Below are 13988 nucleotides of genomic sequence, written 5' to 3'. Positions count from 1 at the left end.
GGGCATGCTCCATGCCACCATCAATTGTTAAAAACCTACCCTTGAAAGGAGGGGGCTGGGGGGTGAGGGCATGCTCCACAACCTCCCAATCGCTCAAAACCTATCCATTTGTGGCAGCAGGTTTAAGTGGCTGGCCACGATGCAGATAACTTTCAAGGCTATACAACGCTAAGGCAATCCAGATAATTGCAAATCCAATTAACTTTGCTCCAGAAATTGGCTCGTGATAGAGCAAAACTCCCAGGCTAAATTGCATCGTCGGGTTGATATATTGCAATAATCCAAGGGTTGTCATTGGAATTTGGCGTGCACCCGAGGCAAAAAGCAGCAACGGAATTGCCGTAACAACGCCTGCTCCAGCCAATAACAGCGTTACCGTCCACGATTGATGGCCAAATGCTGCCTTGCCTTGGGTTTCCAGCCACAGCAAATAGCCCGCTGCTGGCCCAAAAAAGACCACGGTTTCCAAGGCGAGGCCGTGTAGCGAATCCAAGGCAGCGGTTTTGCGAATCAGGCCATAAAAGCCAAAGCTAAACGCCAAGGCCAAGGCAATCCATGGCAACACGCCCAAGGCCACGCTGAGATAAACGACTCCGATCGTCGCCAAACCAATCGCAATCCCTTGCCAGCGTCGCACCCGTTCACCTAAAAACAGCATGCCCAACGCCACATTGACCAACGGATTAATAAAATAGCCAAGGCTACTTTCGACTACATGGTTGGCATTGACCGCCCAAATGTAAACATACCAGTTGATGCCCAGCAACAACGCGCTGGTCGCATAGATCAACACCGTGCGGCGATTGCGCAAGACCTGCAAAAACTGGCCCAGTTGGCCGCGAACCAGCACCAAAAAGCCGACAAAAACCAACGACCACGCCATGCGATGGGCCAAAATTTCCAAGGCTGGAACACTGCTCAGCATCTTCCAGTAGAGCGGGAAAAATCCCCAACATGCATAAGCCCCGGCTGCGTAGAGAATTCCCCGTTTCATGCCAACACTCCCATTGATGCACGCTTTGGTTGGTGCTTGGAATTATCAATTTCAGATTATCTGCATTATCGCTGATTTTGGCCAAAATTATGCTATGCTTAAGCTCAAGCCTCGCATTCAATAGACCTCAGATCTGAATGATTTCGCCATTGGCTGACCTTTACTCGCTGCATCGTCGTAAGCGTTGTACCCTTAATTCGCCATCAGGGAGCGTTGACATGAGCAATTCAGCAGCAGATAGCGCCGCACTCAAGGCCGAAATTGCCGAATTACAAGCCCAATTGGCCCAAGCCCAACAGCAAGCTGCGTTATTTGAAAATCTGGTCAAACATTTGCCAGTTGGGATCGATTTGTTGCAACGGGAAGATGTGAGCGACCCTACCTCGTTTCGCTTGATCTTTTCGAATGGTTTGATGCCAAATGCCACGATTGATATGCGCTTGCACGTTGGCAAATTGCTCAAAGATATTTTTCCCGATATTCCGCTGGCAATCTTAAATCGTTATCACCAGGCCTTGGATTCTGGCGAAACCATGCATCTTAATGAGTTGGTAATGAAGGTGCCAGAGGTTGGCGAACGCATCGCCCGCTTAACCGCGATTCCGCTGAGCAGCGATATGTTGTGCATCAAAGTTGCCGATATTACCGAGCAAAAACAGGTGCTCGAAGCGCAACGCCATATGCTTGAGCAACAGGCAATTATCAACAGCCAACAGGAAGCCTTGGCCGATATTTCCACGCCCTTAATTCCAATTACCGATAGTGTGGTGATTATGCCGCTGATCGGGGCGGTTGATACGCGGCGGGCGCAGCAGATGATGGAAACTTTGCTGCATGGCATTAGCACTATGAACACGCGCTTTGCAATTTTGGATATTACTGGCGTGCCGATTGTCGATACGCAAGTTGCTCATGTGCTGATTCAAGCGGCGCAATCGGTGCGCTTGCTGGGCGGGCAGGTGATTTTAACCGGCATTCGACCAGAAGTTGCCCAAACCTTGGTGGGCTTGGGCGTGAATCTCAACGATTTGATTGTGCGCGGCAATTTACAAAGCGGCGTGGCCTACGCCACCTTGGAGCGCTCGCGCTAATTTTAGATAAAATTGGTTTTGCGTTGTTGAATCAAGAGCGTTGTGCCTAATAAACCAATAATCACCACCAATTGAATTGCCAAAATGCTCAATTCGGTGCTATTCCAAGCCAATTCGTTGCTATCACGATGCTGGGCAATTGCCGGAATTTTCAGCATGCCCCATAAAAATGCTTGAAAGCCCAAATTGGCAATTGCCATCGCGCCAATTGCGCCATGCTGCGATTCGGTCACAATTCCCATCATCATAATCAGGCAGTAGCTCAATAAAATTTCCACTAAACCCAAGGTTGCTAAGGCCGTTAATCCATTCGGCAAACTGTCGCTGCTCAGAATAATCAGCCAACTGCTTACCAATGCCATCAGCCAAGGCACGCAAAACATCGAAAGATTGGCAGCGAGCTTGGCGATCGCATACTGACGGGCCGAAACTGGCAAACTCATAATAAAAGTCACAGTTTTTTGGCTGTATTCGCTAATCACATTGCTGGTTGTCAGATGAATACACATGATAAATAAAATTGTCAGAATCAGAATTAAGCCCATACCAAAAACAATATTATTAGGATCAGCCAGCAGCATCACATTCGCAATCAGCATTACGCCAATATAAATAGCCATAATATTACGATTAATCTGCCAATCTTTACGAATAAGTTGTTTAATCATCGGGTTCATAAAGTTTTCCCTTCACGCCGAGCTTGAATTGAAGCTACAAAAATCTCTTCTAAGGTTAAGTATTCGATTGCTTGAATTTCTAAACCTGCCTGTTCATAGGTTTGGTGTAATGCTGGGCTATAACGATTCGTAATAAAGCTTTGTAATTGACCATTGCCTTGTTGTTGAACGATATGTGGCAATTCGCTAACTGATTGACCTGGTGTAATGCGCACCCGCAGCCGTCGCCATAGATCAAGCAAATCTTCTTTGGATGTGGATTCGATAATTGAGCCTTGGTCAATAAACGCCACATGATCGGAAATTTGCTCAACATCCAAGGTATTGTGCGATGAGAATAAGATCGTGCGTTGTTCATCGGCCAGCACTTCCATTAACGCTGCTAATACTTCTTGGCGCGCCACCGGATCAAGCCCGGTCGTCGGTTCATCGAGCACCAACAGCTTTGGGCGATGGGCTAACGCTAACAATAATGTGGCTTTTACCCGCTGGCCATGCGATAAACCCTTGATTTTCTGTTCGGCCCGCAGGTCGAAGCGCTTAAGCAATTGCTCTGCATAGGCTTGATCCCAATTGGGATAAATCGCTTGAATAAACTGCATATGCCACGCCAAATTGGCCTTGGGATAGAGCCGCATATCCTCGGAAACATAGCCAATTTCGCGCTTTGCGAGCACCTGTTGATCAGGCATCGACTGGCCCAATACCTGCACCGAGCCACGATCTTGATGCACTAAGCCCAATAAAATGCGAATCGTCGTCGATTTGCCTGCGCCATTAACCCCGATAAATCCAGTAATGCTGCCAGTTGGTAAGTTCAACGAAATATCGTTCAGACGAAAATATTTATAATCTTTGCCAACGTTGTGTAATTCAACGGCATGACTATTCATAAAAGCTCCTGTTTGTGCGAGGCCGCAGCATGCAAGCGTTGAATTAATTGTTCATTCGATAAACCCAATAATGCTGCTAAACGTGCTACCTGCTCAAGATACGAATTCAATTCATCCTCCCATACTTGGCGACTAAGTTGGGTATTTGTGGCAACGAACGAGCCTTTGCCATGCTGGATTACGATAATTCCCTCGTGCTCTAGCTCAAAATACGCGCGTTTGACCGTAATTACGCTAATTCGCAAATCAATTGCGAGCTGCCGAATTGAGGGAATTTCGCTGCCTGCTGGCCAATCGCCAAGCGCAATCCGTTGTTTGATTTGCTCAATAATTTGCAAATACATCGGACGACCATCAGTCCGTGAAATAATTAAATCACTGTGTATGCTCATATACACAGTATATACAGTATGTACAGCTTGTCAAGCGCTAAAACAACAGCGACCAGCATTGCGCTGGTCGCTGTTGTTCGCTTTTGGAGTGGTTTAGTAGCCGTAGCGGCTCTTGAGATGCCGCCAGAAATCGCGCAACATCCATTTATCAAACTCGGTAATTTGGCTTGCGCTGCCAGCTTTCATCAAAAAGCCATTGATTCCGGTTGGGTTCCAATCGTAAAAATCGTCAAGTCCAAAGGTATGGCCAACTTCGTGGAGAAAGATGTGAATATTCTCGCTGTTGAGGGCATTGACAAAATATTCGCTGCCGACGCGCTGGCCCCAATCGCCGCCAGCCCCGCCAGCCATGCCCTTGGTCAGCCACAGCGACATATCGTAGTGATGGTCGATGCCACCTGGACAATCGGAATAATCGCCATCTTGGTTGAAGAAACGGCCACATGGCGGTGCGCATTGCGGCGCATTCTCTGCAATATTGTTGACATAAATATCAACTGAATTATCGCTCCATTGCAAGGTGCTACGATCGCGTACGGCCCAACCAACGACTTTTACATTGACATTGGTATACGGCCAGCCGTTGCTGCCTTGGCCGTTATCAAGCATCGCATCCATCCATTTTTTGAATTGACGAGCCAGCGCTGCATGAATTTGGTCGCGCAAGGCGGCTGAAACTGGCGCATCCGAATCCCAGCGCACACAATAATTAATTGAGCCATTGCCCGCAATCACTTGATCCCAGCCATAATTGCGAAAGCCATACAAATTGCCATAGGTCGATTCGACGTGCTGCCAAACTTCGTTCAACGGCGTGACCAAGTTGCTTGGTGGATTCCAGCCAGTTGGCGCAGGTGTGCGCGTTGCCGTCGGCACAACGCTGGTTGCAGTTGGCGCAGGAGTACGGGTCGCAGTTGGCACAACGTTGGTTGCGGTTGGAAGCGTGCCGCCATTGCAAGCGAGGCCGTTGAGTTGAAAATTGCTTGGTGTTGGATTGCTCGTGGCCCAGCTCGCAATAAAACCAAGCTGAACGCTGGCATTGCTGGCGATTGTACCATTCCACGCCTGATTGCTGACACTGACGGCGTTGCCAGTTTGGCTATAACTGCCGCCCCACAATTGCGAAATAACTTGATTATTGAAATTCCAGGTTAATGTCCAATTGTTGATTGAACTGGTGCCATTGTTGCGAATGACAATATCGCCTTGAAAGCCGCCCTGCCACTGGCCAACGATCGTATAGCTAATTGCACAGGCGTTAATTGCCTGCGCTTGGACTGGTTTTTGGCTCTGTATCCAACCAAGCCCAAGCAACACCAGAATCATAAACAAGCGCCATGCCCGATTTGAACTAAACAGCATCGGTTACTCCTAACCACAGCAATTGAATAACAATGAGCGTTGTGAGATTTTGGAATCGATCCCAAAGCAGAACGAAGCTGAACAACGAACAATTCCAAACGCGCTCTTAGAGGTATCCTAGCATGGCATGTTTATTAAAATATACTTAATTTCTTTAGAATTATTAATGGAATTTTACGATTAATGTGTGGCTGAGCATTGAGGTGGGATTGCTATCAGGGCCTAGCCATTTGCCAAACGCATGCATTACTGGTCGCTTAATCCAACGTGCTTTGGATTAGTAAGCAGCGTTCTGAGCATGCTGTCAATTCCTTCAAGCGAAAAGACGATGCCAAAACAGCCATTAATGCCTAGCTGATACGCTCGATCTGCACTCGCTTGATAGGGATGGCCGACTGGATCAATCGCTCCTACGAGAATTGGGATCGTGCTTAACTGAGGATTGTTACGACTCTCAACTGCCCATTGAAATCCATCATTGAGCGTGATAAGTGTACGTTTTACAATAAGGATCTGAGGTGGAGTTTGAGCGCAATATGCTTGAATTACATCTATTTTCGCAAACCAGCGCAGCGTCCAATTGAAAGTTGTAAGGCCAACGTGAATGACCTGTGGGTATGGTTCAGTCCAAAGCAATGCGATTGTGCTTGTTGACATTACCAAATCTTTTCTCAAGTAAGCGCTGGCAAACCGTAATATGCTTGCCAGCGCAAGAAGCGTTAATTAAGCTTGTTCGCGGGCAGTTTTGAGGGCTTTCGTCCACCAAGCTAATTCTTCGAACAAGGTTTTGAGGGTTGGCAAGAGATGTGGAAGATCGTTGAGCGCCACGCCTTGTTGCCAAACGCCAAAGAAGTCGGCTCCGCCAATATGCACTGCGGTGCGGGTTGGAGCCATTTGCAACTCAACCGCGATCCCGCGCAGGTGTTCGACGGCGCGAGCGCCGCCAACTCCGCCGTAACCAACGGCAGCAGCAGGCTTTTTATTCCATTCTGGCGAGGCATAATCAAGCGCGTTTTTCAAGGCAGCAGTGATGCTGTGGTTATATTCGGCGGTAACGAAAATAAAGCCATCGAAGCTCGCGACGGTTTTTTGCCAGGCTTGGGCGGCTTCGCTGGTTGAAGGTGCCCAAGCATTCGAGGCAACTTCATCGAAAAATGGCAAATTCACTTCGCGCAAATCAACCAGTTCAAAAGCTAAATCGGTTTGTTCTTTGGAATGCTCCAACACCCATTGAGCAACTTTTTCGCCCAAGCGAGCTTGGCGGGTACTGCTAATGATGATCGCGATCCGTGGTGTGGTCATTGAACACTCCTTCTAAGATTTACATAATGATTTTTGGTTTAGCTGTGGCTTGCCGATGAACCAGCGCCGTGCTACCATCCTAATTGGTTGCCGCGCAACGCTTCGTAATACCAAGCCTGCACTATCTAAACAACATGTGTATGATAAATGGCTAAAAATCCTGCGTCAACCAACAAAAAGCTACAAGTGTTGTTTAGTTGAAAAATTGGAAGCACTTTGATACCTGCGAATGTTTCAATTGACCCACGGATTACGCGCACTCGTCAACGCTTGATCGATGCGTTTAATCAGCTTATGCAGCAAAAATCGTTCGATGAGATTACGGTGCGTGATCTTGCGCGTGAGGCTGGGGTTAATCGGGCGACGTTTTATGCCCATTTTCCCGATAAACATGCAATTTTAGATGCAATTATGGCGATTTTGTTTGCCGATACGTTGCAACGCTGGGTTGTCGGGCCGCTTGATGACCCAGAAGTTTATTTGGAGCGACTGTTTTTGGCGATTACTGATCAGCTGACAATGTTTAATGGCTCTGAGTGCCAAGATACCTTTTCAACCTTTGAGGCAGTGATTGAAGTGCAGATAAAGGCCCAAGTGTGCAAGCATATTCAGGCGTGGTTTAGCAAGCATATTCCCGCCCAAGTGCTGCGCTATCAGCCACTCGAACTGAGCGCAGCCTTGGTGAGTTGGGCGTTGTATGGGGCAGCCCAAGAATGGAAAACCCGAGCGCGAACCCAAGCCCCAGCGACCTTTGGCCATCAAGTGATTCCCTTGATTAGCGCTATGGTGCGTAAATTTATGCATGAACGCTAGGCTTTGGGCCGATGTTTATTGATAAAGTGGCTTAGCTGCTGAGCCGGAATCGCAAACCCCCGACATTCTTCTAGGTCAGCGCAAATATAGCTGTAGGTGGCTTGATATTCGCCATCTTGGCGACCGCGAAGGCTGCGCACCGAAATCATATCGCCAACTTCAACAAACTGGGCACATAAATCGCATTGGCGTTGGCGAAATGGCTTGCCTGCGTGCGCCGACATGTTGAACACAATCCCTCGTGCTTGGCTGCCATCGTGCCACACAAAATAAATGCGGTTGGTACGCTCGGCCAGCCAGTGGTAAAACCCATGCTGCGAGAGCGTAATATCGAGTGGCAGCTCGTAGTTTTCTGCTTTGCGAAACAGTTTGCGCAAGAGTGAGCGCTCGAAAACGAGCGCTGGTTGATCTGCTTGATCCATGGTTGTTTGCTCCAAACAAGGTTTGCCATGATCAATTGTATGCAACATTCGGGCTGATTGTTTAGGTCTAAAGCAGTGTTTTGGCTTCAATCATTGGAATGACCAATCTCAATCTGCTCAATAAATGGATCTCATCTACGCCTAGCTTGAACATTTTATAGCCATTTAGCCTTGCTAAACTGCTTGCATTGCGATGAATTGATTTCTGATTGAAGGAGCCGTTATGCTAGCCAGATTTATGCACATAGGCCGATTAGGCTTGATTTTGATGTTGACTAGAGGCTGCGTTAATTCTGTGCCAACTCCGCAACCATTACTCCAACCAACCCTCGTTCCTGTGCCAACCCAAACAGCCACGCTGGATGCGTGTAGACCAGTGCAATGGCCAGATCAAGAATTGTTGCCTGATGAAGAAGCATTGGTTCAATCAGCTTTTAAACAAACTGAATTAAGCGGCCAAGCCCGCACAATGGTGGTGTTGACAGGTTCAAATTGTGAGCCTCAGGTTGGAGCTATTAATTATCATTTTTCGCTGGATGTATCTGAGCAAGCTGAGCGAGCTACATTAGAGCAAATGGCCCATACAATTCAGTCGCTGGTGTTTGACTTGCAACAATATCCAGCATTCGATGTTAAGATTAATACCCTCGTTATTACTTGGAAATTTGCTGCTTATGGCTGTTCATGGGGCTATGATTATGTGAGCCATGATGGTGAGCGTGTGTGGCATCCAATGCAGGCAGAACGCTTTGTTATACTCTTAGGCTTGCCGCTTTCGGATCTTTGTACCAACACCGAAGCGATAGAATCGTCTATTCCAAAACCAGATGTGCTTAATGCCCCAATTTACCAGTGTTTTGAGGATTCAGTTTTTATTAATCAGCGTTTGCAAGCTCGTCAAGACGCTATCATCAACACAGCTTTTGCGGAATGGGAGCTTCCAATATCGGTTAAAACTACGGCAATTGTTGATGGAACCGCATGTTTCTATAAACTTGATTCGCTTAAATATACTTTAGAGGTAACTGTATCCGATGATATGGATACTGCTTTCTTGCTTGAACAAAGTAGCTTACTAAGTAGTGTATTAGAACAACTAAGTAATAACGCTCAAATTGCAACTCCAAGTGTTGGTGCAACGATTAGCTGGCGTTTTTTAAACCAGATTTGTGATTGGCATTTCCATCATTATTGGCAAGATGATGTCTTAATTGTCCAGATAGACTCGGTTGCACCATCTCCATGTCCGCAGCCATAATCTTAAATGCAACAAGCCCTGCTTTCACACAGGGCTTGGCATTTCAACCGAGCCTAAACAAAAATATTCGAGCGATCTTTGAGTTTATCAAGCAAGGTATTTTGAATTGTGGTGCGTACTTGCTCGGTCAACTGCGAAATTAATAAGGGATCTTCTGCGCCCTTCGCGCCATATTGCTCGGTGTCGATTGGCTCACCAAAGACGATTGTCCACTTGGTTGGTAGCGGAATTAGGCCCAATGGCCCGAACCATGGGAAGGTCGGCGTAATTGGGAAGTAGGGAAAGCCTAAGAGTTTGGCAAAGCCCTTGGCATTATGCAAGTGCGGGTGAATTTCCTCGCCGCCGATGATCGAAACTGGGATAATTGGCGCACCTGTTTTGACCGCTACTTTGACAAAGCCGCCGCGCCCAAAGCGCGCCAAGCGATAGCGATCTTTATACAATTTACCAACGCCCTTCAAGCCCTCTGGAAAAACCCCAACCAACTCATCGCGCTCTAGGAGAGCTTCTGCATTGGCTGGCAAGGCTTGTACTTGGCCTAAACGGCTGAGCAATGGCGAGATAAACGGCAGCGATGAGAACCAGCTGAGGTGCAAATTGCGCAACACACGGCCAGCTTCATGCTCGAAATTCAAGGCCGCGCCGACCATCGCCCCATCCCATGGCAACACGCCAGAATGGTTGCAGACCAACAAGGCACGGCCAGAATCGGGCACGTTTTCGAGGCCAATTGCTTCGACGCGCCAATATTTTCGGTACATAAACAACAAGAGCGGTTTGGCCAAATCGAGCAATTCGTAATCGAGCCCAAATTCATCGACTGCGTAATCGCCACGCCAGCGTCGCTTGACCATATCGGCGTTGGCATCAAGCTGATAGCGCAGCACCAAGCCAATGCCCTTCCAGAAATCGGCATCAAGATAATCGCTGTTGATATTGGCTTTGAGCGTGTTGACCGCCATTTCGATGACTTTTTTGGGCCAGCGAGTCAGCGATTCGCGAATTAAGTGAATCACTTCGGCGATTGCGCCTTCGCGTTCATCTTCCGATGGCGGCATGGCGCGAATTTCCGATTCCAAGGCCGAGAGCAACGAATCGATACGGGTTTGGCTGCTACGCCGCAAATCGCCCTCAAGATTAATCACTTCAATTGGGGCTTCTGCTGCAACTTCATGTTCATCGGCGGGTTCAGCTTCGTTGATTGCTTCAGCTGCTTTGGCATCAACAATTGGAATTTGCTGTTCAGTTTCGTCAGTAGCGCTAGCAGCGCGACGGCCACGTTTCTTTGGTTGATCGCTCATGCTTCATCCTCCTGACGGCGACGATTCAAAAAGGCTTGGATTCCATCGTAGGCTTTGCGTTTGGGCAGCAAATCGCTATAGCTTTGCAAGCGCAGCGAGCTACGGAACGCTTCGAGCGCTTCCTCGGCAGTATGGCGTGGCTCATAATTTAATTCGCCGCGCATAGCAGTGGTATCCGCAACCCATGGAAAACGCAAATAATCTAATTCAAAAGGCATAATTTGCTTGGCCAGCCGATTGTTGCGCACGAGGCTAAAGCGCTCGGCTGCATAGGCGAAGGGGTGGAAAATTGGCAGTGGCTGGCGGCCAACCCGCCGAATCATTTGGCTCAGTGGCATCACGCCATCGGCAGCTACGTTGAAAACCCCATTGGCCTCAGCAACCAGAGCGTGTAATAACGAGCCAATCACATCAGCTTCGTGGACAATTTGCATTAATGGATCGAAGCCCAGCAAGGTTGGCGGCGTTGGCTGACCAAGGTAGCGCATGGTTGATGATGCGCCGCTGGCTCCGACGATGCCCGGGAAGCGCAGCACCGCAATATTCATGGCGTGATTGCGGCGAAAATCGGCAATAAAGCGCTCGATTTCGTAGCGATGGCGCAGCAACGGCTTACCATCAATGCCGCGTAATGGCGCATTTTCGTGCAAATACAATGGGTTATCGACGTGTGCGCCGTAAACCATGGTTGTGCTTTTGATAACTACCTGTTTGACTTCAGCAGCGTTTGCCGCCGCCAACACTTCCATCGCGCCCATCACATTGGTTTGAAAGGCATCTTCTGGCGAAAGCAGGCCTTGACCACCGGATAACCCAGAGGTAAAGACCATGTGTAAAATGCCTTCGACCTTCTCCGTGCGGAGCAATTCGACCAGCAATGGATTACGTAGATCGGCCTGGATATATTCAACGCCATCGATTGGGCGTTCTGGGGGTGAAATATCCAGCCCAATTACGCGCACAATTGGAAATTTAGCCAGTTGGCGGGCTAATCGCCGTCCCCAGCGACCAGCAGCCCCTGTGATCAGCACTGTGCGTCGTTCCACAAAAGCTCCTTATCCAAAAAAAGCCAAATGCGAGCACAACCGTGGTGAGCACATAGAGCGTGGCAGCGAACGTGGGTGAGGCTCTATGCAAAAAAACGTGGCTCCTCGGCAAGAAAAACTGCGTGACCCTAGCGTGGTTGGATGCTCAACGTGCCAGGAATGAGATGATCGTTGAACCATTGTAGCAGCTGCTCTTGGCTGCGTTCTGAACGCGCGGCAGCAGCCAGTTCATGGCTCAAGCCTTCAATATCGTCAATGGTTTGATCGTTGATTTGGGCTAAACGCAAGCTGACCAAAAGCGCGGTTGCGCTATTGCCCGAGCGAAATGGGCGATTTTTAATTAATGTGTAACTCAAGGCTGCAATTTTGGCTGGTAAATCGGGGTACAATTCCTCGCCAAAACAGGTTTGGGTTTGGCTTACCACGAGGCCAATCAGCCGATCAAGGCTGTTTAAGCCCAGCCGACCACCAAAGCGTTCGACCAAATAGCCGTGAATATCCAAAATATCTTCGCGTTTTAAATACTGCATATGCCACTTCATTGGTAAGTAAGCAAGCCACAAGCTGTGCTTTGCTTAGGTTAGAGGCCAATTAACGATTGAAATTCGCGATCGTAGGCATCGACAACGCCCTTGGCCCAAGCCCGCAATTCTGGGCTGAGTGGGCGGCGCAACACCAATTCGCCCTCAGTAAAGACTAATTCAACGGTATCGTGATGCTCAAGGCCAATGGCATCGAGCCAGCCTTGAACGACGGTCGGCAGATTTTCCCGCTCGATAACTAATGAACGTGGCATAGGTTAAGTCCTTTTTATCTGGTTGTTGGGGGCTGGGGATCGGGACGGATGAGCTTTATGATCACAGCGTTTTAGCTATGATCATGGCGTATGAATGCTCAAACTTGGTCGTTTCATCGAAACGTACCAATCCCCAACCGCCAACCCCCAATCCCCAGTTCTTACTCCTCGCCCTGCTTGCGCAAGTGCGGGAAGAAAATTACTTCGCGAATGGTTGTTTGATTGGTAAACAACAGACAAAGCCGATCGATCCCAATGCCCAAGCCACCGGTTGGCGGCATGCCAACCCGCAGCGCCTCAAGGAAATCTTCGTCCATTTGCATGGCTTCGTCGTCGCCAGCAGCATAATCGCGGCCTTGCTCCAAGAAGCGTTGCTCTTGATCGAAGGGATCATTTAATTCGCTAAAGGCATTGGCAATTTCAGCGCCAAGCATAAACAGCTCAAAGCGCTCGACAAACTGTGGGTCATCGACTTTGCGCTTGGCCAAGGGCGAAAGCGGCTGTGGGTATTCGGTGATGAAGGTTGGCTGAATCAGCTCAGGCTCAACAAACTCACTGAATAACTCATCGACTTGCTTGGCCCAGGTTGGCTTGCGCTCAATTTTCAGGCCAGCTTCGCGAATCGCTTCCCATAGTGTATCAAATTCGCGGCACTCGCGAATATCAACCCCAGTTTTATCGAAAATTGCATCGCGCATGGTGATGCGCTGCCACGAGCCACCAAGCTCGATTTGCTGGCCTTGATATTCGATGCTGGTGCTGTTGAAAATTTGTTCAGCAGCAAAGCGAATCATGCCCTCGGTCAATTGCATAATCGATTCGTAATCGCCGTAGGCTTGATAGACCTCAAGCATGGTGAATTCTGGGTTGTGGGTGCGATCAACGCCCTCGTTGCGGAAGTTTTTGCCAATTTCATACACGCCATCAAAGCCGCCGACAATTAAGCGCTTCAAATACAATTCAGTGGCGATCCGCAGATACAAATCTTGGTGCAACTGATTGTGATGGGTAGTGAATGGGCGGGCCGCAGCGCCACCATAAATCGCCTGCAAAACTGGCGTTTCAACTTCTAAAAAGCCGCGTTGATCGAGATACTGGCGCATGGCCGTGATCAAGCGTGCCCGAATGCGGAAGGTTTCGCGCACCTCGGGGTTGGCTGCTAAGTCAACATAACGCTGGCGCTGACGGGCTTCTTGGTCGCTAAATTGGCCTTCGCGCTTATCTGGTGGCGGCGTGATTGCTTTGCTCAGCATCGTCCAGCTGGTGACGTGCACGCTTGGCTCGCCCATTTTGGTGGTGAAGAGCGTGCCAGTCACGGCAATAATATCGCCAAGGTCAGTTAGATCAACAAAGTGCTTGAATGGCTCATCGCCAACATCGGCTTTGCTCAGAAAAACTTGGAACGCGCCATGGTCATCGTTTAAGTGGGCAAAGGCCGATTTGCCCATAACCCGTCGTTGGCGCAGCCGCCCCATGATGGTGACGATTGTGCCAGCCTCGGCGAGTGCGTCGAACTGCTCGCGCAAGGCAGTTAAGGTATGAGTGCGTTGGGGCACGCGAGCTGGATATGGATCAATGCCAGCTGCTTGGAGCGCTTGCAATTTACCATAACGTGTCTGTTGTAAATCGTTTAATTCCATG

At 48.9% G+C, this 13988-nt stretch carries 16 protein-coding genes; 3 read left to right on the top strand and 13 right to left on the bottom strand.

Annotation, left to right across the window (positions count from 1 at the left end; all coding sequences use genetic code 11):
* Window positions 1–100 precede the first annotated feature (100 nt).
* Window positions 101–994, bottom strand: a complete 894-nt coding sequence (rarD, locus tag C5S61_RS19840; protein WP_110517838.1) for an EamA family transporter RarD — start codon at window positions 992–994, stop codon at window positions 101–103.
* A gap of 218 nt (window positions 995–1212) precedes the next feature.
* Between rarD and C5S61_RS19835 the strand changes: the two genes are divergently transcribed.
* Window positions 1213–2085: an STAS domain-containing protein gene (locus C5S61_RS19835; protein WP_240614541.1), complete on the top strand. Its 873-nt coding sequence runs from the start codon at window positions 1213–1215 to the stop codon at window positions 2083–2085.
* 2 nt (window positions 2086–2087) lie between these two features.
* On the opposite strand, the gene C5S61_RS19830 is transcribed toward C5S61_RS19835, so the two are convergent.
* The 6 genes from C5S61_RS19830 to C5S61_RS19805 form a co-directional block, all read right to left on the bottom strand.
* On the bottom strand, window positions 2088–2762 hold the full coding sequence (locus C5S61_RS19830) for an ABC-2 transporter permease (RefSeq protein WP_110517833.1): 675 nt from the start codon (window positions 2760–2762) through the stop codon (window positions 2088–2090).
* Complete coding sequence (locus tag C5S61_RS19825) at window positions 2759–3655, bottom strand: ABC transporter ATP-binding protein (protein WP_110517831.1); 897 nt, start codon at window positions 3653–3655, stop codon at window positions 2759–2761. Before C5S61_RS19825 ends, C5S61_RS19830 begins: the two co-directional genes overlap by 4 nt.
* Window positions 3652–4047, bottom strand: coding sequence for a GntR family transcriptional regulator (locus C5S61_RS19820; protein WP_110517829.1), 396 nt, complete (start codon window positions 4045–4047; stop codon window positions 3652–3654). The genes C5S61_RS19825 and C5S61_RS19820 overlap by 4 nt, the downstream gene beginning before the upstream one ends.
* Window positions 4048–4140: 93 nt before the next feature.
* A complete protein-coding gene (locus C5S61_RS19815; protein ID WP_110517827.1) occupies window positions 4141–5409 on the bottom strand; it encodes a cellulose-binding domain-containing protein in 1269 nt (422 codons plus the stop codon).
* A 246-nt stretch (window positions 5410–5655) separates the two neighbouring features.
* Window positions 5656–6066, bottom strand: coding sequence for a hypothetical protein (locus C5S61_RS19810; RefSeq protein ID WP_110517825.1), 411 nt, complete (start codon window positions 6064–6066; stop codon window positions 5656–5658).
* A 66-nt stretch (window positions 6067–6132) separates the two neighbouring features.
* Complete coding sequence (locus C5S61_RS19805; protein WP_110517823.1) at window positions 6133–6711, bottom strand: NADPH-dependent FMN reductase; 579 nt, start codon at window positions 6709–6711, stop codon at window positions 6133–6135.
* A 216-nt stretch (window positions 6712–6927) separates the two neighbouring features.
* Here C5S61_RS19805 and C5S61_RS19800 point away from each other — a divergent pair, with 216 nt between their 5' ends.
* A complete protein-coding gene (locus C5S61_RS19800) occupies window positions 6928–7524 on the top strand; it encodes a TetR/AcrR family transcriptional regulator (RefSeq protein ID WP_205701438.1) in 597 nt (198 codons plus the stop codon).
* Here the strand turns inward: C5S61_RS19800 and C5S61_RS19795 are convergent.
* Window positions 7521–7946, bottom strand: coding sequence for an FBP domain-containing protein (locus tag C5S61_RS19795; RefSeq protein WP_164689668.1), 426 nt, complete (start codon window positions 7944–7946; stop codon window positions 7521–7523). The two genes, C5S61_RS19800 and C5S61_RS19795, sit on opposite strands and share 4 nt — an antisense overlap.
* Window positions 7947–8169: 223 nt before the next feature.
* On the opposite strand from C5S61_RS19795, the gene C5S61_RS19790 reads away from it, so the two are divergent.
* Window positions 8170–9204, top strand: coding sequence for a hypothetical protein (locus C5S61_RS19790; protein WP_110517819.1), 1035 nt, complete (start codon window positions 8170–8172; stop codon window positions 9202–9204).
* Between the two features lie 53 nt (window positions 9205–9257).
* Here the strand turns inward: C5S61_RS19790 and C5S61_RS19785 are convergent, their stop codons facing one another.
* From C5S61_RS19785 to lysS, 5 genes are all read right to left on the bottom strand, one after another.
* Window positions 9258–10505, bottom strand: coding sequence for a lysophospholipid acyltransferase family protein (locus C5S61_RS19785; RefSeq protein WP_110517817.1), 1248 nt, complete (start codon window positions 10503–10505; stop codon window positions 9258–9260).
* Window positions 10502–11551 (bottom strand): NAD-dependent epimerase/dehydratase family protein, encoded by a 1050-nt coding sequence (locus C5S61_RS19780; protein ID WP_110517815.1) that lies wholly within the window; start codon window positions 11549–11551, stop codon window positions 10502–10504. Before C5S61_RS19780 ends, C5S61_RS19785 begins: the two co-directional genes overlap by 4 nt.
* Window positions 11552–11679: 128 nt before the next feature.
* On the bottom strand, window positions 11680–12081 hold the full coding sequence (locus C5S61_RS19775) for a type II toxin-antitoxin system death-on-curing family toxin (RefSeq protein ID WP_164689666.1): 402 nt from the start codon (window positions 12079–12081) through the stop codon (window positions 11680–11682).
* Window positions 12082–12131: 50 nt separating this feature from the next.
* Window positions 12132–12347, bottom strand: a complete 216-nt coding sequence (locus C5S61_RS19770; protein WP_054533102.1) for a hypothetical protein — start codon at window positions 12345–12347, stop codon at window positions 12132–12134.
* Between the two features lie 161 nt (window positions 12348–12508).
* Window positions 12509–13987 (bottom strand): lysine--tRNA ligase, encoded by a 1479-nt coding sequence (lysS, locus tag C5S61_RS19765; RefSeq protein WP_110517811.1) that lies wholly within the window; start codon window positions 13985–13987, stop codon window positions 12509–12511.
* Window position 13988: the final 1 nt, after the last annotated feature.

It is taken from the genome of Herpetosiphon llansteffanensis (genome assembly GCF_003205875.1).
GTDB classification, from domain to species: Bacteria; Chloroflexota; Chloroflexia; order Chloroflexales; family Herpetosiphonaceae; genus Herpetosiphon; species Herpetosiphon llansteffanensis.
This window is presented reverse-complemented; position numbering and strand designations above follow the sequence as displayed.

What these genes read in the sequence shown, in the direction of transcription:
- rarD (WP_110517838.1), bottom strand. Translation starts at nt 994, where the DNA reads ATGAAACGGGGAATTCTCTACGCAGCCGGGGCTTATGCATGTTGGGGA.
- C5S61_RS19835 (WP_240614541.1), top strand. Translation starts at nt 1,213, where the DNA reads ATGAGCAATTCAGCAGCAGATAGCGCCGCACTCAAGGCCGAAATTGCC.
- C5S61_RS19830 (WP_110517833.1), bottom strand. Translation starts at nt 2,762, where the DNA reads ATGAACCCGATGATTAAACAACTTATTCGTAAAGATTGGCAGATTAAT.
- C5S61_RS19825 (WP_110517831.1), bottom strand. Translation starts at nt 3,655, where the DNA reads ATGAATAGTCATGCCGTTGAATTACACAACGTTGGCAAAGATTATAAA.
- C5S61_RS19820 (WP_110517829.1), bottom strand. Translation starts at nt 4,047, where the DNA reads ATGAGCATACACAGTGATTTAATTATTTCACGGACTGATGGTCGTCCG.
- C5S61_RS19815 (WP_110517827.1), bottom strand. Translation starts at nt 5,409, where the DNA reads ATGCTGTTTAGTTCAAATCGGGCATGGCGCTTGTTTATGATTCTGGTG.
- C5S61_RS19810 (WP_110517825.1), bottom strand. Translation starts at nt 6,066, where the DNA reads ATGTCAACAAGCACAATCGCATTGCTTTGGACTGAACCATACCCACAG.
- C5S61_RS19805 (WP_110517823.1), bottom strand. Translation starts at nt 6,711, where the DNA reads ATGACCACACCACGGATCGCGATCATCATTAGCAGTACCCGCCAAGCT.
- C5S61_RS19795 (WP_164689668.1), bottom strand. Translation starts at nt 7,946, where the DNA reads ATGGATCAAGCAGATCAACCAGCGCTCGTTTTCGAGCGCTCACTCTTG.
- C5S61_RS19790 (WP_110517819.1), top strand. Translation starts at nt 8,170, where the DNA reads ATGCTAGCCAGATTTATGCACATAGGCCGATTAGGCTTGATTTTGATG.
- C5S61_RS19785 (WP_110517817.1), bottom strand. Translation starts at nt 10,505, where the DNA reads ATGAGCGATCAACCAAAGAAACGTGGCCGTCGCGCTGCTAGCGCTACT.
- C5S61_RS19775 (WP_164689666.1), bottom strand. Translation starts at nt 12,081, where the DNA reads ATGCAGTATTTAAAACGCGAAGATATTTTGGATATTCACGGCTATTTG.
- C5S61_RS19770 (WP_054533102.1), bottom strand. Translation starts at nt 12,347, where the DNA reads ATGCCACGTTCATTAGTTATCGAGCGGGAAAATCTGCCGACCGTCGTT.
- lysS (WP_110517811.1), bottom strand. Translation starts at nt 13,987, where the DNA reads ATGGAATTAAACGATTTACAACAGACACGTTATGGTAAATTGCAAGCG.